The following is a 25,707-nucleotide window of genomic DNA, read 5'->3' as shown; positions in this document are numbered from 1 at the left end:
ACAAGAGAAGCGGCGGACCGATGAAAAACGCGAAGAGGCTGGTTTCAGGTAAGTAGTAACGCTCGCGGGAACTTGTCCAGGATTTCCTCTCTTCCCAAGTAAAATGCCTTGGTCTCCCCGTACCTTTTGGTCGACAGAAACGCGAAGCAGCCTTGACGCCCCGAAGGCTTGCGTAATTAGTTACGCACTCTCCGCTACATCATGATCCGGCACATCGCTTCCCCTCGCCTTTTTTCTTTCGTCTTTTGCGCCTTGGCCGCGACCGGCGCGCTCCTGCCGGAGGCGGGTGCGGCCAGCCCCGGGCGTGTGACCGACGTGCGCGTGGAACGCGTCACCGGAGCACCCGATGCCGTGGCGGTCATCCTGAGTCATGAGGGGGAGCTCTCGCCGGAACGGCTGCGGATTTTTTTCGACACGGACGGACCGCAAAAAGGCGAACCGTCCACCGGCGGCGATCTCATGATGGAGGGTCCGTCGTTCTACGCCTACCCCGTCGGCGCGCAGGGCTGGGCATGGGCACGGACTGGCGCGCCGGTGTTTCAGGCCACACCCGGGAAGCTCGCCTGCATCGTCTCCGCGCCCGCGCTGGCGAAGCCGTTTTCGTTTTTCGTGGAAGTCACCGCGCCCGACTGGAGCACGGCGCAGCGCTGGCCGGCGACCGGCATGACAGCGGTCAACCCCGCCCGGCTCCCCGTGATGGCGCCGGCGGCGGCGGCGACCGCCGCAGACATCGGTCCGTTGCTGGCGGCGCGCGCGGCTTCGCTCTCGGCCCTCCTGAACGGCGGTCCCGACCTGCGGGCATGGACGCCGCTGCCGGGCGGTGCGGGTTTCGAGGCGATAGGCACGCGTCTGCAAGCGGCGGGCTGGCCGGCGACGGCGCGCGTGCAGGCCACCTTGCTCGACGCAGCCGGCAACAAGACGGCGACGCTGACGCCGGCGCGTGCGTGGCGGCGCGGCGACGATTTTGCATGGGCCGGCGAAACGCTCGGCGTCGCCTGGGTGCTCGTGGCCGATACGCCCCGCGCGGGCGAGGTGCGGCTCACCGGCTGGCTCCGCGACGACAAGGCGCGTTGCCTGCGCATCGAGGCGGGTCTCGCGTTGCCGCTGGCCGGCAAAACCTGGGCGGACGACATTACGGAGAGCCGCGTGATCGCCGCCCGCGAACCGGTTTACGGCCACTTTGCCGGTGGCCGCTACGGGCCGGATGCGCGCCAGTCGCTGTATCCGTTTGCCGTAGTCGAAGACGCAGGACGCGCCTTCGTGCTGGAAACCGACCCCGTCGAGCCGCGGGTGTTCACGCTCGCCGCCGATGCGAAATTTTTCCGGGCGGGTTACGACCTCGCGCTCTCGCCGGAGACGAAAAAATTTCCCGGACAAGCGACGTTCCGGTGCTCGTTTTACACGGTTGAACGCGGCGACGAAGGCGGCTTCCGCGCGGCGCTGGCGGAGTTTTACCGGCGCTATCCGGACTACGCGGAGCGGCGCGTGCCGCACTCGGGCCTGTGGATGCCGTTTTCCGACATCTCGAAGCTGCCGGGCGCCGAAGATTTCGGATTCTCGTTTTTCGAAAAAGTCGGCGAACGCGGAGCGGACGTCGATTACGCGAAGAAAAACGGTATCCTCACGCTCATGTACACGGAGCCGTGGCTTTACTGGCTGCCGTTCGACGAGGGCGAGGAACGCACCCCGGCGCGCGCCGCCGAAAAAATGCGCCGGCTCGCCGCGCTCGGCTCCGGCTGGACTCGCGACCTCGCGGCCTCGGGCCTGGCCGGCGCGACGCGCGATGCGAAGGGAGAGATCCTGATGAAGTTCATGGACCTGCCCTGGAACCGGGGCGCGCGCATGGAGGTGAACACCGATCCCGATCTCGCGCCCGCCTCGCCCGACGGGCTCAACCGCGCCGCGGCCGAGTGGCGGCAGATCTCCGCCTGGCTGGAGGACCCGCGCGTGGACGGCATCTACCTCGATTCGATGGACGCCATCGTGCAGCCCGACCACGCGCCGGCCGCGCTGCATGCCACCGATCATCCCGCCACCTGGACGCGCGCCGGCCTCGCGCCGGTCATCGCGCCCAACGTGCCGCAGTACGAATTCACCGCCGCGCTCGGCGCGCTCCTGCGTTCGCGGGGCAAGTACCTGATGGCGAATTTCCCGCTGGTGGACGCGCCCTTCATCAACCGCTGGATCGACATCCCCGGCGAGGAAACCGACTGGTGGAGCGGCGGCCAGTACAACCCGCCCGCCCGCGCCCGCCTCGACTACCGCCGCGCCCTCTCCGGCCGGAAACCGTTCGGCTTTCTCCAGTCCACCGACTTCCGCACCTTCGCGGGCGAGCCGCTGCGCCGCTACTTCGAGACCTGTCTGCTCTACGGGTTCCAGCCGAGTTTTTTCAGCCACAACGCGGCCGACGATCCTTACTGGCACGACGCGAAGCTCCTCGAGCGCGACCGCCCGCTCTTCCGCACCTTCATCCCGCTCGTGCGCCGCGTGGCCGACGCCGGCTGGCAACCGGTGCGCGAGGCGCGGCTGGCCAACCCCGGCGCCGCGACGCCCGTAAATCAGCCGCGGCTCGAGCAATTCGGCCGCTCGTCGGACGGACTCTGGCACCTGACCCTGCAAAATCCGGCCGACACCCGCCTGGCGATCGCGCTCCTCCTGCCCGCCGGCCTCGGGTGCACCGCCTGGCTCGATCCGCAGACCGGCCTCGGCGGCTGGATCGACGGCGGCGAGCGCCTGCCCGTGGCGCTGGAACCGCAGGCGACGCTGGTCCTCGACCTGATTTCCCCCGCGCGACTGGAGGACGAACGCGCCTTCCTGCGCGGCTGGCGCTCCGGAGGCGACGAAGCCGCCACGGCGCTCCGCGCGCTGGAATCGCTCGCCCGCGAACGCGCCGCGGGCATCCACGCCGACATCGCCCCGGCCGGCCCCGTCATCGCCGGCGAACCGTCGGCCTGGACGCTCGCCATCCGTAATGAAAGCTCCACTACGCTCGATCTGCGCCCCGCCGGCGCGGCGTCCGGCTCGCAGTCCGTGCCGCTCGCGCCGGGCGCGACGCGCGAGGTGCGCCTCACCCTGCCCGCTCCGGCCGGCGAAGCCGCGGCTGCCGCCCGCACGATCACCTGGAACATCGTCCGCGCAGACGGCGCGGAAGCCTCCTTCAGCCGCCCGGTGCTCGTACGGTCCGTGCCGCCGGTCGAGGCCACCGGTCCCGGACCCCGCCTGCTCGTCCGCGAGGCGAAGGCCGCGGTGCCGGTGCGCCTGCAAAACCATGCCGCCGACACCCGCGAGTGTCTCCTCGAATGGCGCATCGCCGGGTCCTCCGCCGGCCCCGGAGAACGCCGCCGCGTAAGCCTCGCGGCCGGCGCGAGCGAAACCGTGACCCTTGCCCTGCCCCGCCCGTCCGGCACGAACGCCAACGCCGGCGCCGTGACACTCGCGATGAAAGTCTCTTCCGGTGGACGCGTCTGGTGGGAGGACGAATGCCGCGTGGTCTTTCTCGACGCCCGCGCCAGCCTTTCCGGCGGCGACGGCGTGCAGGTGACGGCCGACAGCACCTTCGGCGGTTACACGACCCGGCCGCTCAACGACGGCGTCACCGACAGCGGAGCCCTCGCCTGGAACGAGGCCGCCTGGGCCTCCGGCGACTCGCCCGACGAGCACTGGGTGCGCTTCGCCTTCCCGCAACCTGTCGCCGTGCGCGAGGTGGTGATCCACTGGCACAGCGAAGGCGGCGTGACCTACACGGGGCGCAGCGGCACGGTCCTCGGTGAAGTCGCCACCGGCCAGGAACTCGTCATCGCCAACTGGCAGTCGAAACCCGGCGAACGCTCCACCCGCGTCACCTTCCCGCGCCAGATGTTCAAGACCATCCGCGTGGTGCAAAACCCCGGCCAAGGCGCCCCCGCCCGCCCCGGCATCATGTGGGTCTCCGAGATCGAGGTGAACTGAGCCATCCGGAGCGACCAGAACCGCAACCGGATTGGCCGCCCTGCCCCTGATCCGGCGTCGACGAAACATCAGAAGAAATATCAAAATGTAACTATTTACACATTGACATTGTAACTATTCTCGCAACCCCTTTGCTCTCCCCTGTCAAAAAACATCCCGTACCATCATGAAACAGTCGTCCTCCCCCGCCCTCCTCGCTCTCGGACTGTCTGTCGTCGCGCTCGTTTCGAGCGCCCCGGCGGCGGCTCCCGTCGAACGCTTCACCAGCAGCGACACCTACTACATCTACTACGGCGGCTGGGACGCCGGCCTCGTCGCCACCGTCAAGGCCAACGGCTACAAAATTGTCGTCGTCGAGCCGAAAAACATCACCCGGACACTGGTCGCCGATCTGCAGAACGGCGCCGACGGCCTTCCCGGCACCGCCGATGACATCCGCGTGCTCGGCTACATCTCCTTCGGCGAGGACAACCGCGCCTCCATCTACGAGCGCGACGTCAACGGTGACTTCGTCTACGTGGACGGCCATCGCGTCATCAAGCCCGTGCCCGGCGGCACCGGCCCGCGCGTCGATCCCCGCGTCAACCCCTCCACCGATCCCATCGCCAGCACCCTCAACCCGGACGGTTCCGCCTCTCTCGGCGATCCCTCCCCCGGCGGCACCGGATACGCGTCCTTCTACCTCGACAACCCTCCCTTCGACGGCAAGCCCGACTTCAACGGCGAGTTCGCCGGCGCCTACGTCAACGCCGGTGACCCTGCGTGGTTCGACGTCCTCAAAGCCATGACCGAGGCCTCCGACGGCAACTGCGGCCTCGACGAAATCCTCACCACCACGGTCGGCAAGGGCCTCGGCTGCGACGGCATCTTCATCGACACCATCGACACCTGTGCCCCCAACTCCTTCAGCCCGGTCACCCAGTTCGAGTGGACCGCTCCCGGCTACCGCCAGCTCCTGCAAACCGTCCGCGGCGCTTACCCCGACAAGTTTCTTCTCCAGAATCGCGGCACCTTCTTTTTCCGCACCGATGTCGAGGCGTACAATTTCACCACGCGCCCCTTCATCGACGGCGTCTTTTTCGAAAGCTATTTTTCCGACAGCAACGATTTCGACACCCGCAGCCCCTACTTCAACGACAACAAGTACAACGTCGGCCTGAAGCTCTCCGCCGAAGCCGACCGCGCCGACGGCTTTTCCGTGCTCTCTCTCGGCTACCTCGAACCCCGCGCCGTCCGCGCCACCCTCGCCATCGACGGCGACGTCTCCGACTGGCCCTCCGAATCGCGTCTCCAGGTCAATGGCGCCTCGCCCGACGCCGGCGCGATCAAGGCCGTTTACGCCGCCAATGACGCCGACTACCTCTACCTGCGCATCAGCACCGATCCCGGCACCGATCTCAACACCGCCGGCTTCAACCTCTACATCGATACCGACGACATCGAGGACTTCGACGACGTCTCCGCCGAAGGTTACCTTCCCACCGGCGCAGAAAACCGCATCCGCTCCGAACTCCTCTACCAGAACGGCTCCCTCTACAGCCAGGACACCGGCGTCTTCAACCTCGGCCTCGTCGGCTCCGCTTCCGTCGCCTCCGATCTCGCGCAAACCGAGTGGGAGATCCGCATCCCCCGCGCCCTCACTCACCCGGCCACCCATTCCCGTTATCCCAATCAACCCGTCTTCGGTCCCGACGGTTCCCATATCCTCCTGCTCCTCACCCTCGATACCGGTTCCTCCACCGAATACTTCCCGATCATCAACGCCGACGGCTTCGAGAAAAATCTCGGCTATCGCTTCGAGCAGGCCGCCGGCTCCGTCTTCGACGAGGATTTTGTCGAGTCACAGCAAATCCAGGGCTGGCTCCTTTACCAGACCGACAAGTTCCTCAGCTTCGCGCCCAACACCCGCACCGCCGCCTGGAACACCGCGCATCCCGACACCGCCGCGCCCGTCTGGAGCACCACCGCCAACGGTTTCACCCCGCGCGAGGCCACCACCTTCGAGCCCCCGCGCGTCGGCATCCAGGCCGCCCTCCCCGGCGACGGCTCCGTCACCGTGCAATGGGACACCGCCAACGACCAGACCCGCCCCGTGCGTTACAAGATCTACTACGCTCCCTCCGCCTCCTCCCCGAGTACCGCCGACCTCACCGTCGCCCCGTGGCAAAACACCGGCTACGTCACCGGCACGCCGCCGGCCGACTACAGTTATCCGCGCAACGCCGCCACGTCATACGCCAACGAATACACCGTCACCGGCCTCGACAACGGCGTCGCTTACACCTTCGTCGTCCGCGCCGCCGACAGCGCCACGCCGGTCCACGAGGAGGCCAACACCGTCACCCTCGAAGCCACCCCGCAGAGCAGCGGCGGCTCCGCCTGGGCCACCATCACCATCGACGGCAGTTTCGCCGACTGGCCCGCCGAGGCGCAGATCTGGGCCGATCCGGAAAACGACCACGGCACCGGCCCCTCCGACATCAAGGCCATCTGGGTCGCCAACGATTCGGAGTATATCTACTTCCGCATCGACACCTGGAACGCCCACGATTTCCCCAACGCCTTCAACAAGCTCTATCTCGACACCGACCTTTCCGCCGCCACCGGCTTCGATCCGTACGGCGCCGGGCTCATCGCCAGCGACCTGCTCATCGAGGGGGGCACGCTCTGGAGCGAGAAGGACGGCAACTTCAACGACGGCCTCATCGACACCGTGGGCTTCGCCCCGTTCGGCGTATCCGCCACGAGCTGGGAATGGCGCGTCCCCCGCAACCTCGAGCACCCCGCCGCCGTCGGAGGCGGCGCGGTCTTCTCCGCATCCGGTTTCCGGATACTCGCCACCAGCGGCTCCTCCGTTTCGGACGAACTCGCCGGCCCGGCCGCCTACACCTTCGCCGAGCCGTCGGTGTTCGCCACCATCACCGTGGACGGCGACACCTCCGACTGGCCCGCGGCCGCCCTCGTCTATTCCGACGCCGCGTCCGACCATGCCGGCGCTCCCTCCGACGTGAAGGCCGTGTGGCTGGCCAACGATGCCGACTACATCTACCTGCGCATCGACACCTGGAACGCCCACGACTACACGGCGGCGCTGAACAACATCTACTTCGACACCGACCTCTCGCCGGCTACCGGTTTCCACCCCCATTCGCTCGCTTTCGGCTCGGAACTGCTGCTCCAGAATGCCGGCGTCTACAGCCAGAAAGGCGGAGCCTTCAACGAGGGCGCGGCCACGTCGCCGGGTTCCAAAACCGTGCTTCTCTCTCCCGCGAGCGGCAGCGCCACCTCCTGGGAGTGGCGCATCCCCCGCGACCTCGAGCATCCCGGCGCAGGCGGCCCGGTGTTCGGCGCTCCCGGCCAGTCGTTTTTCATCCTCGTGACCAGCGACAATGCCGGACCCGCCGAACTCGCGCCCGACGACCCGTCCACGCAAGTGATCTGGTACATCCCGGCCCCGTAAGTCCCCGCCCGTCCCGCCGTCGCCTCCGCCGGCGGGATTTTTTTTGCTCCCGCCGCCCCGCGCCCGCCCCGTTCCCGCCATTTTTCCGTCTCCCGCTCCGCGCGACCTGTCATGCATTTTCCCGAAATCCGCACCGCCTTCCTCTCCGCCGTGCTGCCGGCCTTCGCCGTGACCGTCACTCCGCTGTCGGCCGACGCGCCGCTCGAACGCTTCACCTCCAACGACCCGTACTACATCTACTACGGTGCCTGGACGCCCTCGCTCCTCGCGACAGTCAAGGCCGACGGTTACCGGCTCGTCATCATCGAACCGAAGAACATCACCCGCCCCCAGGTCGCCGATCTGCAAAACGGCGCCGACGGCCTCCCCGGCACCGCCGACGACATCCGCGTGCTCGGCTACATCTCCTTCGGCGAGGACAACCGCGCCTCCATCTACGAGCGTGACGTCAACGGCAACTTCGTCTACGTGGACGGCCACCGCGTCATCCTCCCCGTGCCCGGCGGCACCGGCCCGCGCGTCGATCCCCGCGCCAATCCATCCACCGATCCCATCGCCAGCACCCTCAATCCCGACGGTTCCGCCTCCCTCGGCGATCCCTCCCCCGGCGGCACCGGATACGCGTCCTTCTACCTCGACAACCCTCCCTTCGACGGCAAGCCCGACTTCAACGGCGAGTTCGCCGGCGCCTACGTCAACGCCGGTGACCCCGCGTGGTTCGCCGTCCTCAAAACCATGACCGAGGCCTCCGACGGCAACTGCGGTCTCGACGAAATCCTCACCACCACGGTCGGCAAGGGTCTCGGTTGCGACGGCATCTTCATCGACACCGTCGACACCTGCGCCCCCAATTCCTTCAGTGCCGCCCTCCAGTTCGAGTGGACCGCTCCCGGCTACCGCCAGCTCCTGCAAACCGTCCGCGCCACGTGGCCGGGAAAACTGCTCGTGCAAAACCGCGGCACCTTTTTCTTCAATCCCGAATTCGAGGCGTACAACTTCACCACCCGCCCGTGGATCGACCTCGTCATGTTCGAAAGCTATTTTTCCGACAGCAACGACTTCGACACCCGCAGCCCCTACTTTCTCGACAGCAAATACCGCACCGGCCTGAAGCTCTCCGCCGAGGCCGACCGCGCCGACGGCTTTTCCGTGCTCTCTCTCGGCTACCTCGAACCCCGCGCCGTTCGCGCCACCCTCGCCATCGACGGCGATGTCTCCGACTGGCCTTCCGCCGCCCGCCTCCAGGTCAACGGCGACACCCCCGATGCCGGAGCGATCAACGCCGTTTACGCCGCCAACGATGCCGACTACCTCTACCTGCGCATCAGCACCGATCCCGGCACCGACCTCAACACCGCCGGCTTCAACCTCTATATCGATACCGACGACATCGAGGACCTCGACGACGTCTCCGCCGATGGTTACCTCCCCACCGGCGCAGAAAACCGCATCCGCTCCGAACTCCTCTACCAGAACGGCTCCCTCTACAGCCAGGATACCGGCGTCTTCAACCTCGGCCTCGTCGGCTCCGCTTCCGTCGCCTCCAATCTCGCGCAAACCGAATGGGAAATCCGCATCCCCCGCGCCCTCACCCACCCGGCCACCCATTCCCGTTATCCCAATCAACCCGTCTTCGGTCCCGACGGTTCCCATATCCTCCTGCTCCTCACCCTCGATACCGGCTCCTCCACCGAATTTTTCCCCATCATCAACGCCGACGGCTTCGAGAAAAATCTCGGCTACCGCTTCGAGCAGGCCGCCGGCTCCGTCTTCGACGAGGATTTTGTCGAGTCCCAACAAATCCAGGGCTGGTCGCTCTACCAGACCGACAAATTCCTCAGCCTCGCCCCCGAACCGCGGGCCCAGCTCTGGAACGCCGGCCACCCCGACACCGCCGCACCCGCCTGGAGCACCACCGCCAACAGCTTCGTGCCACGCGGCTCCACCACCACCGAACCCCCGCGCGTCGGCATCCAGGCCCTTATCCCCGGCGACGGTTCCGTCACCGTCCGCTGGGATACTGCCAGCGACCAGACCCGCCCCGTGCGTTACAAAATTTACCACGCACCCTCTGCTTCCTCTCCCGACACCGCCAACCTCGCGGCCGCGCCCTGGCAGACCACCGGCCCTGTCCACGGCACGCCGCCCGCCAACTATGCCTGGCCGGTAGATCTCGCCACCGCGGTCGCCAACGAATACACCGTCACCGGCCTCGACAACGGCGTCGCCTATACCTTCGTCGTCCGCGCGATCGACGGCGGCAGCCCCGCGCTCGAGGACGACAACACCGTCACGCTCGAAGCCACGCCCCTTGCCTGCAGCGGATCGACCCGGGCCACCCTCACCATCGACGGCGATTTCACCGACTGGCCCGCCGCCGCCCTGGTCTGGAGCGATCCGGAAAACGACCACGGCGCCGCGCCTTCCGACCTGAAAGCCGTGTGGATCGCCAACGACGACGACTACCTCTACCTGCGCATCGACACCTGGAACGCCCACGATTTTCACGCCCACGGCAACAACCTCTATTTCGACACCGACCTTGCTCCCTCCGGCGCCGGAGCAGGTTTCGATCCCTGGGGCGCCGGCCTGCTCCGCAGCGAACTGCTCATGCAGGGCGACGCGCTCCATTCCCAGAAATCCGGCGCGTTCAACGACGGCTTCATCGCCACCGTCGGCATCGCCCCCTACGCGGTGACCGCCACGAGCTGGGAGTGGCGTATCCCGCGCAACATTACTCATCCCGCCGCCGTCGGCGGAGGCCCCGTGTTCACGACCGGTGGTTTCCGCCTGCTCGTGACCAGCGGCGGCAGCCTCGCCGACGAAACGTCCTACATTTTAAACTACACCTTCGCCGATCCCTGACGAAACGTCTGGCAACACCACAAACCCGAAGGATTCAGATTTTTTACAGGAGATAACGGAGCGATTCCGGTTTCCCGAGAGAAAAGCCCCTTTCTCCGCTCCCTCCGGTTTCTTTCAATCAACTTCAACCCTGAATGCTACAGAAGTCATTTTGAACAGAAGACAAGAAGATCACAAAGGCGCTCCAGTACCCGTAATACCAAAGCCTTCAGATTTTTACACAAAGGCCGCAAAGAGCGCAAAGGGTTGCCAGTTACCTTCTTTGCGTCCTTTGCGGCCTTTGTGTAAAATCAAAAATATTCGGGACGCTGGTATAACCCGTCCCGAATCAGGAACACTTTTTTACTGAAACAGGAATCGCCTCTTTCGCCCAATCAGCTTCCGGCCGCCAGCGGACCTTCGTCCTCTTCTTATCTTCTGTTCAATTTTTCCGGGCTTCTGTGGCAGCCAAAAATTCAGGGACTCTGGTATAATTGCGCACACAAGCCCGCAGGGCTCCGGATCCCGACGGCCTGAAAACGGTGTGATGCCACGGATTTCCAAACCGGTTGGCCGCGAAGGAACGCAAAGAACAAGCTGCACAGGGAACCCTCCATCGCGCTTATAAGCGCGCGGGAGATTTACGCCGGGCAGACTGGAGATGGCATTGCCGCAGGCGATCGCCCGTAGGGCCGACCACCAGCGCTGATTGACCAGGATATGCCGAGTAAATGACAAATTTCACGGAGCGCCGGTTTTCCGGACGGACGTACAGTCCGCCTCGTCACTTCTACCGATACCGCTCCTCCGGGAACGCTACCACCACGCCTCGGTCACCGCTCAGCCAACCCGATTAATCTCCCCGGCCATGCACACCCGTTTCCACCTCAACCGGTTTGCCGTGCCCGTTTTTGTGCTCGGTCTCGCCTCTCTCCTCCCCGCCGCCGACTCCCGGGAAACCTGGTCCGGCTGGTCCGCAGACCTCACCGCCCCCGATCCGGATACCGTCCTCCTCCCCGCCGACCACGACACCGGCGGCCTCCTCCTGCGTAGTGGCGGCGACATTACCCTTTTCCCCGCCGCCCTTCTCCCCGACCTCGACACCCTCTCCCTCCGCGTCGCCTTCGCCGACGCCCTCCCGCCGCTCTTCCCGCCCCAAGCCACCCTCCTCAACCGGACCACTCCGCTCGCCCCCGCCCTCACCGCCAGCGACGACGCCCTGACCTACACCTGGGACCTCTCCGCCCTGCCCGCTCCGCCCGAAGACCTCGCCATCCTCTGGCAGCCTCCCGAAAACCTCCCGGTCGACCGCTTCACCCTCCTCCAGTCTGCGGTCGAAACAACCCTCACCCCGCTGCTGACCGATGCGGACGGCAACGGCATCGACGACAACTGGGAACTGACCCACTTCGGCCATATCGGCATCGATCCCGCCGCCGACCCCGATAACGACGGCCTGTCCAACCTTGCAGAATTTTTGGCCGGCACCGATCCGAACGTCGCTGCCACGCCGATCTCTCCCGCCACCCTCAACCTGATTGCTTACAGTCCATGAGCCGTTCCAGAAACGCCCTCAACGTTCTCCCGAGAATCACCGGTATCCGTGGAGAAGCTCGCCGAGCCATGACAGACATCGTCCGCCTGCCCATGTTTATTTTGACATTGTTGGTTCCAGCCCTTCAGGCATGGGGACAATGCGGCAGTGAGGAGGGGAAAGTAAAAGCTTACAAAAGCATGACCGGGGAGGGAGAGCTGATCGGCTGGTCCGGCTACCGGCCCACGGGCAACACGCAGGACAATTCCGACCCGGTGGCCCCGTGGAACGCCGGCCCGGTGTGGAAGTGGAAGACGCAGTCTGTTGACGGTTATCTGGATTTTACAGACACCAGGATAAACGACGCTGGAGAATATACCTATTACTATCAGGTCATTTCCGTATGGTCCGGCAGTGCGACCTGGGATTCGGCAGGAATGGAGACTGACACCCGGCACACCAATCAGAAGGTTTATCGATCACCCGGCGAAGGTCCGACTTGGGATAATGATTATGACTATATCCTGTATCCGTTCAACGAGGAGGAGTGTTCCACTGAACAGTATTGTTGTACTGGCAACCACTATATGAAGAGAACCCAGACCCTGACTGCCCAAACCATTCGGGGTTGCGGTTCCTATCCCTACCAGGGTCTTCCGGGAGGCTCTTACCATCACCCGGCTGATCAGGGTTTTACGGTCACCCTCTCCGACCCCGACACCTTAGAGGACGCCATCGCCCGAGAGGGAGGCGAGAAGGAGGCCGGTTTCCGTCGCACCTTCACGCAGGGCCTGGGAACCACTACTCCCGAGTCGACCTCTCCCCTTTCCTTCACCAACGCCCGGTCGGTGACGATCACCCTGAAGGATGCCTGCGGGGCAAGTTACAACATCATCGGCGATCTTCGTGTCGGCGAATTCGGCGGCTTCGACGCCAGCGGCGAAGCAGTGTTTCTGAACGGTGAGTACACGACCGAGCAGGGGATCACTCTGGCCACCGACAAGCGATGCAAGGACGGGGAAATCGACTTCGATGTTCCCGCCCGCGCCAACAAAGTCACCGAGGTGGTCGAAAGCTCGATCCGGCTGATTCCTCCCGGGGCACAGACCCTGGGCAGTCCGGAAACATGCACGAGCAGTGTGGAATTTCTCATGCACCTGGGCGCTCTCGCCGGCGGCCGGACAGCCGGTGTGCTTCGCATCAGGGAGGAGACCGTCACGGCCGACACCTTTACCCCAAAGACCTTGACCTTGGCCGCCTTTTCCGGGACCGAGGTGAAGGTCATCAGCGACACCTCGGACCACCTGCGGCAGGTGTTGGTGCCGGAAGGTCTGGCAGACATCGTGACCCTGTCGGTGACCTCATACGAAATCCGCGTGTATCCGGCTTCGCAGGTCGGCAGCCCGGATGAACAGACCGGCCTGTACGCAGTCACAGGCACGCCGCTGGTGAGCTACACCATTGCCGAGGCCTCCGGCTCCACGCCGCAAAACCCCCGTCTCGGTATCACCGAAACGCGCAACGGCAAATCGGTCGAAACCGTCTTCAGCCAGGACGGTGGCGACTGGGAAACGACCTCTGGCAACGGCCTGAAGACCGAACGGCTCACCTACACCACCGAGGGAGACCTCAAGGTGGAGACCCGCGAACTGGTCAACCCTGACAACAGCGTGGCGCAGGTCACCGTGAAAAAGACCCGCACGTACGCCTTCGGCGAAAAGACCATCGAGGAAATCACCGGCTCGGGCACCGCCGCCGTCACGACCATCTACACGTATTACGACAACGCCACGACCGACGGTCTCGCCTTGGGCGAACTGAAGACCCGGCAGACCTCAACCGGCAACTGGGAAAGCTGGACCTACGACAGTGAGGGCCGGAAGGCCAAACGTGTCAGCCAGTTTCTGGACAGTGCCTTCGAGTCGGCCGACAACCTCAACCGTGTGACCACCTGGACCTACGCCACCGTCACCGACCTGGACGGCGACGGAAAAGACGAGGCGCTGGAAACGCAAACCGACACCCTGCTCGGTCAGGAGACGGGCCGACGTCACCGGCTGACGCTGACGGCCACCGGCGGGCTCGGCCCCAACGGCGAGCGTGACGAAGCCTGGACCGAGGAACGCGAGATCGTCTGCACTGTGCCCGGCGCGGCTTGGGATGCCTCCACCAACCTCGTCACGATCACCCGTACCGGCGTCAATGGCCTGCTCCAGTACAAGACTGTCTGGACGCAACGACCCGACGGCACGGCCACCAGCCTGCTGCTCGATCCGCAGGAAGCCGGCGGGCGCATCTGGACCACATACGAGGGCGCACTCCAGCTTGACAGCTCGATCATCGGACGCCGCACCGAAGTCATCGAGGACGAACTGGGCCGGGAACTGGAACGCAACATCTACGAGAACGGCCTGCTCGTCGATTCCGCGGTGGTCATGGACCGCGACGAACTCGGCCGGCCCACCCTGATCGCCTTCCTCGACGGCACCACGGAAGAGCGGGAGTATTCGTCGTGCTGCGGGCTGGCTTCCTTCCGCAGCCGCGACGGCATCCTGACCACGTACGAGCATGACGACCTCGGCCGCGTCACCCGCGAGACCGTCGGCGGCGTCTCCACCGTTTATGAATACGACGCGGCCGGCCGGGTCATCTCGACCACCCGCGTCGGAAGCGACGATTCGCAGATTCCCGTCTCGACCCAGACATACGACACCGCCGGCCGGTTGCTGACTTCGACCGATGCCCTCGACCGCGTGACCACGTACACTGAAACGCTGCTTTCCGGCGGCCTGACCGAGCGCAAAACCGTCCACCCCGACACCAGCGAGGAAATCTCCATCTTCTACCCGGACGGCTCGCCCGCCTCGGTCCGTGGCGACGCCGCGCCGTGGCGCGATTACGCTTACGGCGCGGATACCGACGGCGAATACGAGCAGGAGTTTTTCCCCACCGGTGACGAACCGACCGGTACGCCGGCAGCGCAGTGGGTCAAACGCTACCGCGACCACGCCGGCCGCAACCACCTGGTCCGCTATCCGGACAACGCCGAAGAAACCTCCGGCTACAACGCGAAAGGCCAGCTGGTGAGCCTGACCGACGCCGACGGCGTGCAGACCCTGTTTGCGTACAACGACCGCGGCGAGCAGACAGTGACCGCCCTCGACCTGGAGCGCAACGGCACCATCGACTACGCTGGCGACGACCGCATCACCCGCACTGTCACCACGTACACGACCCGCGGCAGCGCCACCGTCCGACGCACGACCACCGAAGTCTGGGAAAGCGCCGGCGACAACCCGGTGACCGTCTCGGTTAACGAGACGGCGCTGGACAGCCTGCAATCCTGGACCACCTTCCGCGGCCTGACCACGCACACCGCGGTCACGCAGGACGGCACGGGCAACCGCACCGAAACGACGACCGCTCCCGACGGTTCCACCAGCATCCTCACCTATGCCCAGGGCCGCCTGACCGGTGAAACCCGCAAGGATGCCAACAACGTAACCCTTTCCCAAGTCGCTTACGCCTACGATCCGCACGGCCGGCTCGTCACGCAAACGGTGACCGGTATCGGCGCGACCACGTATTCGTATTTTGATGACGACCAAGTGTCCTCGGTGACCACGCCCGATCCCGGCGACGGTGCGCAGACCACGAGCTACACGTACAACAACCGCGGCTGGCAGTCGAAAGTCACCCATCCTGACGCCGCCGAAACCGAAACCACGTACTACCCGACCGGACAGGTAAAACGCACCTGGGGCGCACGCACGTATCCGCAAGAATACACGTACGACGCGCAAGGCCGGCTCAGGACGCTGACCACCTGGAAAGATTTTGCCGGCACCGCCGGCGAGGCCGTTACCACCTGGAACTACGACAGCCAGCGCGGCTGGCTGCTCAACAAGCGCTACGCCGACAACCAGGGACCGGCTTACACCTACACCCCCGCCGGGCGCTTGGCCACGCGCACCTGGGCGCGCGGCGTCGTCACCACGTATGACTACACCGATGCCGGCGACCTGGCCTCCGTCGCCTACAGCGACAGCACGCCGGCGGTCACCCACACCTATGACCGCTCTGGTCGTCTGCACACGACCACCGATGCCGCCGGCCTGCTCACCCGTACCTACACCAGCGGCCAGTTGACCGGTGAGGTCTATACCGGCACCGGCTTGCTGTCGGGCAAGTCGGTCACCCGCACTTTCGACAGCCTGCAACGGCCAGACTCTCTCTCGGCAAGCTCGATTCTGCCCGTGAGCTATGCTTACGATGCCTCCTCGCGTCTGGCAACTGTGACACAGGGTAATCTTTCGGCCGCCTACAGCTACCATCCGAACCTCGGCACGGTGACCGGCGTCACGATCAAGAACGGCTCCACCGAGCGCGCCCGGCAGGAGCGCACGTTCGACGTGCTCGGGCGCGTCACCCGCGTGGACACCCTCGGCAACGGTTCCTCCCTGCATGCCCGCCGCGACTACACGTACAACGCGGCCAACCAGCGTACGCAGGTCACCCATGAGGATTCCCGGCGCTGGGCCTACGGCTATGATGCGCTCGGACAGGTGACCTCGGCGCAAAAGCGCCTCTCCGACAACACGGCCTTGCCGGGGTACGATTTCGGGTACAGTTTTGACGACATCGGCAACCGCATGAGCACGACCACCAACGGCCGCACGGCGGCATACACCTCCGACGCGCTCAACCGCTACACGCAGCGGGACTATCCCGGCGCCATCGACGTGCGCGGCTCCGCTTCGACTGCCGTCACCGTGCTGGTCAACGACGGCCTGACCACCCGCACCGGCGAGGATTTTTATCGGGCCGCCCCCTTCGACAACGATCCCGACCCGGTCAACGCGGAAATAAAGATTCAGGCGGTCGATCCCGGACCGCCGGAACAGGTCGCCACCGAAACCCGCTCGTTTGCCACCACCGGCAGTACCGATCCCTACCTCATCCCCGGCGACCCGGAAACCTTCGTTTACGACGCTGATGGCAACCTGACGCAAGACGGTCGCTGGAACTACTCTTGGGACGGCGAAAACCGGCTGGCTTCTGTCGAAATGCGCCAGGATATGGCCACCGCAACAGGCCTGATCCGTTTCCGGCAGGAAAACGACTATGACACGCAGGGTCGCCGGATTGCCGTACGCCTCAAGACCCTGCCGACACCGGCCGGAGTTCTTATCGAGGAACACCTCTCCCTCTACGATGGCTGGAACCTTGTCGCCGAGTACGACCAGTTCGATGCCGGTCAACTCTTGCACAGCCATATCTGGGGTCTCGATCTGAGCGGAAGTCTGCAAGGTGCTGGAGGCGTCGGCGGCCTGTTGTGGAGCGGCGCGGGCACAACGGTGTATGCTCCCGGATACGATGCCAACGGCAATATCATCGCATGGATCGACACGGCCGACGGCTCCCTCGCTGGCCAGCGTGAATACGGTGCTTTTGGTGAATCCGTCATCACCACCGGCATCAGTGATGACTTACCTTTCGGGTTCTCCACCAAATACCAGGACCGGCTCACCGGCCTCTATTACTATGGCTATCGCTATTATAATCCTTCAACGGGACGGTGGCCAAGCAGGGATCCCATCGAGGAGGAAGGTGGACTGAATTTGTATGGGATGGTCGAGAATGATGTGATCGGACAAATAGATGCATTAGGTCTGATTAAGAGAAATGATATTGAAGGAGGCCGGACGGTCTATTCACGAGGAGCCGGATGGATTGATCTAGCACATGCCAGAGCAACTACTCAAGGAGCAAGGCAAATCATGGCCGCTATGCGTGATTATGAAAAATACCCTGGTATCACTGATTATATGATAAGAGAAGCGGCTCAGGCCAGAGGGCACAGCCGTTTCTCTTCTGTTATTTTATTTAATTACAAAGGTCGAGTGTCTGGCAAAGATCAGACAGAAATAATATTAGGCATCGAGCTGCAATTTCAAACTTATTGGGAAATGTATCAAGGCGGTTGGCTGGGCGGAGACATTGTCTCCAAGTCATCCTTTTCGGTTGAAGACCTGCCAAGTGATTATCTTGGGGTCTTGATTGCTACCGGTGTTTTTGCTGATATCGAAGAGATGAAACGAGAAATGCAGGCACTAACCAAAGCTCAATCGCTTTGTGTCTGGGACAATGGAGAAGGGCCTCATAGAAACAGCTCCTATATGCCTATTCTGTGGAAGTGGAAGCACAACGGGAATCAGATAGGAAATATACATTCAGTTTTCAGCCGCTACACTCCGCGAAGTGCTCCATCAGGATTTTTATTTATTAGTAACACTGGAACGTTTAGGCCATAAAGCAGTACATGAAACTTTCTGTCTTCCTTCTCTCACTATTCTTGTGCATCAGCCTCATCTTGCTGTTGGCAAGATGCCAAAAACAGAAAAAAACAAGGGCTATCCTTGTTTTAACTTTATCATTAATTGCGATATTCTCTTCTTTATGGATTACGGACTTTGTATCGAAAACCATAAACGGAGAAGCATACAGAACGATAGATGAAACATATGCACGCCTGCATGTACTGATGGCCAAAAACAACTTTGAAGAATCATTGGAATTGTTAGATCCAGAATACCGGGCATTGCTAATAAGCAAGCCCGGTCTCATGGAGGGATTTAAACTCAGATTTGAACAATTGGGAATGCCAGAAGCAGCACTTTATCCGAGCAGAAGGATAACTCTTTCTGGAAATACAGCCATATTAGAGATACGTAATATATCAGAGATCGGCTTTACATATGAAGTTCCGTTTATTAAACGAGGGGATAAATGGTATGTAGGAAAGGATCTGCAAGTTCTAACAAGCGGATGAACTGATTCAGAGAGCCAAACCTTATATTTGCGATTTTTATTCACCAAATCCGAAACACACCCTGATATTCCACTTGATGATCCAGAGATTCCTCCTCGCTCTATCCTGCTGCCTCCTGGCAACCGCGTCCCTGCATGCCGCCCTGGTTTTCGAGACGACCACGATCTCTCAACCCGCCCAAGCAGGGGACACGGAGATGGTCGCGGTCTTCCGGTTCAAAAACACGGGCGAGACCGCCGAGGAGATCACGAAGCTCGACAGCTCCTGCGGGTGCACGGTGCCGGAACTGGAAAAACGGGTTTACCAGCCCGGCGAAGCCGGCGAGATCAAGGCCGTGTTCACCTTCGGCGACCGGACCGGCAAGCAGGGCAAGGAAATCCGCGTGCGCACCGCCGCTGCGCCCGACAAGCCGGTGGTGCTGCGACTGGAGACCGTCATCCCCGAACTGCTCTCCGTCTCTCCCCGCGCCCTCCTGTTTCGCAGCGGTGCACAACAGGAAAGTTCAAAATCGGCCACAATCACCGTCTCCGCCGACTCGCCGCTGGAAGAACTCACCGCCGTACCCGAAAACGATGCATTGGAAGTCTCCGTGTCCACCCATCCCGTCTCCGGCCGGCGCATCCTCACCATTCAGCGTCCCGACGCATCCGCTCCGGCGCGCACCGCGATCAACGTGACGGCAAAATTCGCCAACGGCGTCAGCAAAACCGTGCAGGTCTGGGTCATTGCCCGGACCCAAGCGGACAGACCCGCTGACCGAGAGAAACAGGCACCCTCGATCTGATGCCAGTATTTTGAATATTTTGGGTTTTACACAAAGATCGCGAAGACCGCGAAGGAGATAACGGACAATACGTTGCATTTCCATCATGGGTATTCGCTCATATTCGCGAGGATTTTGGCTGAGGGACCATTACGTGCTTCCCGGATTACCTGCGACCCCTCCCCGCCCCGGATTTCTTTGCCGCGAAGGAGCGCAAAAATCCTCACGCGGATGAAACGTTGGGTGGCGCTTATAAGCGCCATGGAGAGCTCCCCTGCAAAAACCCCTTTGCGCCCCTTCGCGGCCAAAACTCTCCCCCCGGATTTCTTTCAGCCACAAAAAACACAAAATTACCCTCTGTCGGCGAGAATCTTCCGCGCGCTTATAAGCGCGATGGAGGATTTCATGCGCGGCGTGTTTTTTTGTGTTTCTTGTGGCCATTCTTCCCTTCGGTTGTGGCTGTGCCGCTCTGTGCTCTTTGCGCCCTTTGCGATCTTTGTGTAAAAATCCGAAAGCCGCGGGGCATTGATATATCATGTTCCCTCACCACCTGGCAGGTCGGCTTCCCGGGCTTCTGTTCAGTGAGGCAGTTCTGGCGGTGTTGATCCGGATTCAGCGCTTGCCGGATGGCGTCTCGCTGAAGACCGAATGCGCATCCTGCCCCGAGGCTTCGCGCCAAGCGCGCCAGCCGGCATGCTCCCGGTTCTTCCATCGCCACCGCGGCGTGCCGGGTGCGCGGACCACGTTGTGATCCACCGTATTGCCCGTGTTCTCCGCGTAAGGGTTGCCGATCACGAGTGCCTGCGGGCCGGTGACGATCACGTTGTGGAGGATCGCGGTGTCGCGCACATCGAATTGCAGGTGAATCTCCCCGTTGCCGTGGCCCAGGGTGTCGTTTTCGAAAAACGTGTTGCGCTCGATCCGGCATGCCTCGGTGCGACCGCGCTGCCGGTCGTAGCCGCCCATGAACAGGCCGCCGATGTGATTCCGGGAGACGACATTGTTTCGCACCGTCACGCGGCGGGTGGCGCGGCCCGCGTGTTCGCTGGCAAGCTCGATGCCGATGTTGCAGTCGAAAACCGTGTTGAGCTCGATCAGCAGGTCGCGACCGCCGTCCACGTAGATGCCGCCCGCGGAACGGTGCTTCCCGTAAGCGGGATTGCCGAAGGAATCGATCGCGAAGACCGTATTCATCCGGATGATACCCTCCCGTGCCGCATCCTGCTCCGGATCGGGGCAGGTGCCCTCGTGGCCGATGAGATCGATGCCGATGTTGTTGCAGGCATGCACGCGGTTGGCCTCGACGAGAAATCCCGTGACGTTGCCGTTGAGCACCAGCGCCTCGCTGGACCCGAGCCGGAGATCGTGCAGGCGGTTGCCGCGAATGAGGATGTTCCGGACCGGAGCGGTCGCATTGCCGTAAACGGCGATGCCGTGAGCGTCGCCGCCGCGGGCGCCGGTCCAGGTGGTGCCGAGGTCATGGATATGGTTGTCGAGCAGGCGCACGCCTTCGCCCGAACCGGTCACGAGGATGCCGACGGGCACGTGATTTTTCCGGTCCGTCTTCAGGCCGCGCAGCCCGAATCCCTCGATCGTCACGTGGCTGACATCGTGCAACCGCAGCAGCGGCGACCAGCCGGGACCCGCCGTGAGCGTGGCGCCGTCGATCACCGGCGTTTCCCCTGCCCTCGCCCGAAAAACGATCGGCGCATCCGCCGTGCCCGAACGGCCGAATTTTACCTGCTCCGCGTAGACGCCGCCGCGCACCTCGACGGTATCGCCGGCAGCCGCAATCAGCGCGGCATGACCCAGGGTGCGCCAGGGAGCTTCGGGCGAACCGGCGGCAGTGTCGTCCCCGTCGGGAGCCACCCCGTAAGTCGCCGCGCCAAGACGGGCCGAAAGCAGGAGAAGGGCGAGCAGCCAGCGATGAAGAGAAAGGACGTGCATGAGTGTTCACCGGCAACCAGGGCCGGAAAAGCAATAGCCACAAAAAACACAAAGAAACACACCGCGCATGAAACCCGCCATCGCGCCTATAGGCGCACGGGAGACAGAGGGCCGGGCGGCATGACTTTTTGTGTTTTTTGTGGCCATTCCGGTTCGAGAAAAATCATACGTAGAAAAACACGACTTTCCCAGCACGGTAATGCGGATGATCACAGATTCATATCCTGCTTCGCAGTTTCCTTCCTGTATCAATGCCTCGGAACTTTCGGATTTTCATACAAAGGCCGCAAAGAACGCAAAGGATTGCTGATTGTTCCCTTCGCGTCCCTTGCGATCTTTGTGTAAAGTCAAAATGTCCGGGATACGGACAGTATCCATGTCCACCCGGAAGGTTCTAAAAATTAACCGCGAAGGGCGCGAAGGATGCGAAGATAAGAAAAAACAAAATTCCAAAAATCAGATCTAATTAATCATGAATTAATTAAAAAGCATGATCGCAGTTATCTCTATCTTCGTGCTCTTCGCATCCTTCGCGGTAAAAATGAATTTTCAGGAGTTCCCATCCGTTTAATCCGTGGTCAAAAAATTTACGCGACCCAGTCCTCTGTGGTCAAGTTCCGGTCAAGCGGTATCGGGTTTCGTGCGACAGAGCGGCGGGACCTCGTCTTTCCCCTCCGGTGCAGGCGTTTCCCTTTCGGTCACGCCCGGCTCCGCCGGCGTGGCGCGCAGGTCGCGCAGCATGCGGCGGAAATCGCGGACGCCGCCCACGAGGAACCATCCGGTCGTCACCACACCCAGCGGCACGGAAAGGCCGATGTTCCAGTGCCAGAAGGTGGCCCAGGAAGATTCCGGCACCTCCGCCACGAGATTCCAGACCGTGCCGACGACAAACACGATCCACCAGCACAATGTCCACACCAGCGTGAGCCGGCACAGCCAGCGGTCGCCGCGGGTGAACTCGATGCCGTTGCCGATCACCTCGCCGAGGCGTTCGCGCCAGCCGAAACGCGGGGCCGCCGCGGCGTCGTGCGACACCCGGGCCTCGCGGCCGAGCATCGTTTCCAGATCGAAACGGGTACGCCCGCACAGCGACACGATCACGTACACCGCCAGCGCGGCGAGCATCGCTCCGAACATGATCTCGCGTCCGTTCCACGGCAGCCTCGCGGCATTCTCCACCAGCCAGGCATTGTCGGGGTTGTAGCTCAGGAACAGCGGTGCGAGGTGCCCCGCCCAGGCCTGCTGCACGGCGAGGCCGCCGGTGGAGAGCACGCCGCCGGTGATCATCGCGGCCCAGGCGCCGGCCGTGCTGCCGCGCCGCCAGTAAAGCCCGCCAATGATGGCCGCGCCCGCGCCGCCGAGAAAGATGGCGCCGGTGATGTCGAAAAACATGAAGACGTAGTCCTTCAGCGGAAACAGCAGGCTGAAAAAGAACGCGAACACCGCCACCCCGAGCGACGAGCCGCGCAGCCAGCGCACATGCTGCGCGGCCGGGAGCGGACGTTTGCGCAGCGGCAGCACCACGTCCTGGATGAAGATGCTGCCCCACGAGTGCAGATACGTGTTGTCGGTGCTGATGGCGGCGGCCACGAGCACGGTGGCGAAGAGCCCGAGAAACCCCGCCGGCAGGATCGTCGAGAGGCCCGCCGAGACGGTCAGTTGCGCGCGGGCGGCGGGATCAGCGATGGCCGCGGTGAGGGCGTTGATCTGTGCCGCCTGGTCGGCGAACTTCGGATTGTGCAGCACGGCGAAGACGCAGAGCGGGATGAGCAGGAGTGCGAGGTTTTGCGCCATTGCCCGCCAGCTCGCGAGGATGCCGGCCATGCGCGCCTCGTGCGGACTGCGGGCGCAGGCATTGTAACCGGACGTGCCCTGCCAGGCCCGCGTGGTGTAGACGATCATGAAGGCGCCGATGAGGTAATAGGCCGTATTGAAGTCCGCCGCGTCGCGCGCCCGGAACGGGTGCAGCATCGACTTGCCCTCCGGCGCCATCGCCAGCCCGGCCACGAGATCGGCCCAGGGCATCCACCAGAGAAAAAACACCAGCAGCGCCAGAAACACGATCATGCAAAACACCGCCTGCAGGTAGTCGGAAACGAGGATCGTGATCTGCCCGCCGAGCCACACGAGGGTGATCGCGAGGCCGAGTTCGAGCGCCATGAGCGCGGGGAAAAGCGGCAGGCTGAAGCTGCCGATCGCCAGCACATCGGGCAGGCCGCAAAACTGCATGAAACAGCGCACGGTGACGGCGGGAAAGATGCCGTAGTTGACCACGCCGGACACAAACGTGAGCGCGCCGAAAAACAGGCGGAAGCGCCGCGAGTAGCGCGTCTCGATAAACTGCGCCATGGTCATGGCGCGCGTCTGCCGGAAACGGTAGATGACAAAACCGCTCAGCGCGATGAAGAGCCCGAGCGGCGCGAGGAAGTAGCCCCACCAGAGCGGCACGAACCCGGCGCTGTAAAACACCTCGAACGTGCCGATGATGGTGATCGCTCCCAGACCCGCCGCGCCTTCCGAAAGCGTGAGCAGGTAGCGGCCGGCGCAACGGCTGGCCACCAGATAGCCGGAGACCCCCCGCATGAGACGACTGGTGGCGATGCAGGCGGCGAACAGCGCGCCGAGAGCGACAGCAAGGAGGGTCCAGTCGAGAGTGTGCATGCGGGAGTTGCGGGGTGTAGCGTGAAAAAACTACGAATGTGTTTTGGTGGCTGATACCGGTTTTCCTGAAAGTTTTATTTTACACAAAGATCGCAAAGGACGCGAAGAGCATGAATTATGAATCTTTGCGCTCTTTGCGATCTTTGTGTAAAAATCCGGAAGGCGGTAGTTTTAACTTTTGTCGGGAGGCAAAGCCTTCACCGCGTTGAACCAGGGGTCAGCCTGGAGAAACTCGGAGTAAGGACGTGTGCTGACGTGGCCATCGAGAAAGAGGGAGGGAATCCGGTCGCCGTAGCGGGTGGGACTGGGAGCCCATTGCGGACCATCCCTGGCTGAGGTGATCGAACCCCATGAATCCCGGTCCTTGCCATCCGAAGCCGCCAGGCTACGAGCCGGGCTTTCAAAGTCGGTCACGTTGAGACGGTGATCGCCCTCCTTTGAACTGTCGCCCTTGTGGCGCCCCAGCACTTCGTAGTTCCATCCGTAGGAAATCGTTTCGCGCAATTTCTCGCGAGTGGAGCTGTCGAACTCGACGTGGGCGGGACTATGAAAAATCTCGCGATCCTGCCCGAGGTAGGTTTCGAGCTGTTCCCACCAGTAGCTTCCCCCGTAAGCGGGCTCCCCCGGCATGTCCGGCGGAGAGGTGACCGTAAAGTCGTGCCACACCGGAAGGGCACCCTTGTTGTCCCCGGCGAACAACTGGACCGCTGCGCCGATCTGGCGAAGGTTGGCGAGAGAGCGGGTCATCTTGGCCGTGGTGCGGACCTTGCTGACGACCGGAATGATGATTGCCGCCAGGATGCCGATGATGGCGATCACGGTCAGCAACTCGATAAGTGTGAAGCCAGGAAGTCGCCGGCTTGACTGGATATGTCGCATAGGGGACGAGCTTGAAGATTGAAGTCGGGCCTTTTGGGGTTAGCGCCGACGGTGACGACGAATCAGGCAGATGGCGAGGGCACCGATGCCCCCGATAAAAGCCCACGTGGCGGGCTCGGGAACGGCGGCAAAAGTGTAGGAGGCGGGGCCGATGATCAGCTCGCCACCGTTGTCGATATACACCACCAAGTTGAACGATGTATTCGGGAAGACTGGCGTGGAGTTGGCCGTGTCGATTATGCCGGTGCGGGAGATGCTGAACTCTTGGGCCGTAGTCGCTGCGCCATACGGGCTGCTCAGCATGTTGGCACCCTCAGATACGGCACCGGTATTAAAATTAATACTGTCTTGCTGAAAGGGTGTCTCGGCAGCATAGCCGACTTCGGAACCCACCACGCCCTGGCTGTAGATATTGAAGCCGGTGGCCGCGTTACTGTCGTTGTCGATACCGAGGTAGAAGCCGCCGGGGACCGTCAGGAAATCGGTCTGCGTATGGAAGGTAACAAGAATGAAGAGGTGGGTATCGTTGTTGGCCAGGAAGATCTGGTTGACTGGCCCGCCACCGGTGTTGGTGAACGAGGCGGAGATACCGCTCCAGTCGTCGATGATGCCATCAAGCGTGATGTTGGCATAGGTTCCGGCGTGGGAGCAGACAGCGGCCGTGGTGACGGCGGCGAGGGCGAGCAGTTTGTGTAGCATTTTCATGGTCGTGGCAGGGACTTTGTATGTTTGGTTTCCGGTCGATCCGCGTCGGGTCACCCGACCCGGGCGGACAGAAAGACAGACTGCCCCTCCGCAGGGCATGACTAGCATCCGGCGCGCCAGGGAGGCGGACGCCG

General features: G+C 62.9%; 12 protein-coding genes. 6 read left to right on the top strand and 6 right to left on the bottom strand.

Annotation, left to right across the window (positions count from 1 at the left end; all coding sequences use genetic code 11):
* The first annotated feature begins 201 nt into the window (after positions 1–201).
* From OPIT5_22890 to OPIT5_22870, 5 genes are all read left to right on the top strand, one after another.
* Entirely contained in the window at positions 202–3,948 is a 3,747-nt protein-coding gene (locus tag OPIT5_22890; protein ID AHF92647.1) for a hypothetical protein, read from the top strand.
* A 166-nt stretch (positions 3,949–4,114) separates the two neighbouring features.
* Entirely contained in the window at positions 4,115–7,408 is a 3,294-nt protein-coding gene (locus OPIT5_22885) for a fibronectin (GenBank protein ID AHF92646.1), read from the top strand.
* 111 nt (positions 7,409–7,519) lie between these two features.
* Positions 7,520–10,273, top strand: coding sequence for a fibronectin (locus OPIT5_22880; protein ID AHF92645.1), 2,754 nt, complete (start codon positions 7,520–7,522; stop codon positions 10,271–10,273).
* A gap of 847 nt (positions 10,274–11,120) precedes the next feature.
* Positions 11,121–11,807, top strand: coding sequence for a hypothetical protein (locus OPIT5_22875; GenBank protein AHF92644.1), 687 nt, complete (start codon positions 11,121–11,123; stop codon positions 11,805–11,807).
* A gap of 68 nt (positions 11,808–11,875) precedes the next feature.
* Entirely contained in the window at positions 11,876–18,100 is a 6,225-nt protein-coding gene (locus OPIT5_22870; protein ID AHF92643.1) for a type IV secretion protein Rhs, read from the top strand.
* Here the strand turns inward: OPIT5_22870 and OPIT5_22865 are convergent.
* The gene (locus OPIT5_22865; protein AHF94652.1) at positions 18,090–18,275 is read right to left on the bottom strand and encodes a hypothetical protein; all 186 of its coding nucleotides are present in this window, start codon (positions 18,273–18,275) and stop codon (positions 18,090–18,092) included. The two genes, OPIT5_22870 and OPIT5_22865, sit on opposite strands and share 11 nt — an antisense overlap.
* Positions 18,276–18,694: 419 nt before the next feature.
* Between OPIT5_22865 and OPIT5_22860 the strand changes: the two genes are divergently transcribed.
* Positions 18,695–19,402: a hypothetical protein gene (locus OPIT5_22860; protein AHF92642.1), complete on the top strand. Its 708-nt coding sequence runs from the start codon at positions 18,695–18,697 to the stop codon at positions 19,400–19,402.
* Between the two features lie 83 nt (positions 19,403–19,485).
* Here OPIT5_22860 and OPIT5_22855 read toward each other — a convergent pair whose 3' ends face one another.
* The 5 genes from OPIT5_22855 to OPIT5_22830 form a co-directional block, all read right to left on the bottom strand.
* Positions 19,486–19,689, bottom strand: a complete 204-nt coding sequence (locus OPIT5_22855; GenBank protein ID AHF94651.1) for a hypothetical protein — start codon at positions 19,687–19,689, stop codon at positions 19,486–19,488.
* A 304-nt stretch (positions 19,690–19,993) separates the two neighbouring features.
* A complete protein-coding gene (locus tag OPIT5_22850) occupies positions 19,994–21,328 on the bottom strand; it encodes a polysaccharide lyase (GenBank protein AHF92641.1) in 1,335 nt (444 codons plus the stop codon).
* Between the two features lie 621 nt (positions 21,329–21,949).
* The gene (locus OPIT5_22840) at positions 21,950–23,989 is read right to left on the bottom strand and encodes a sodium:solute symporter (GenBank protein ID AHF92640.1); all 2,040 of its coding nucleotides are present in this window, start codon (positions 23,987–23,989) and stop codon (positions 21,950–21,952) included.
* 171 nt (positions 23,990–24,160) lie between these two features.
* Positions 24,161–24,868 (bottom strand): N-terminal cleavage protein, encoded by a 708-nt coding sequence (locus OPIT5_22835; GenBank protein AHF92639.1) that lies wholly within the window; start codon positions 24,866–24,868, stop codon positions 24,161–24,163.
* Between the two features lie 39 nt (positions 24,869–24,907).
* Positions 24,908–25,573, bottom strand: a complete 666-nt coding sequence (locus OPIT5_22830; protein AHF92638.1) for an anchor protein — start codon at positions 25,571–25,573, stop codon at positions 24,908–24,910.
* Positions 25,574–25,707 lie beyond the last annotated feature (134 nt).

The sequence above is a fragment of the Opitutaceae bacterium TAV5 genome, from assembly GCA_000242935.3.
Taxonomy (GTDB): Bacteria; Verrucomicrobiota; Verrucomicrobiia; order Opitutales; family Opitutaceae; genus Geminisphaera.
The sequence above is the reverse complement of the archived record's forward strand: the minus strand, read 5'-3'. Positions and strand labels throughout refer to the sequence as shown.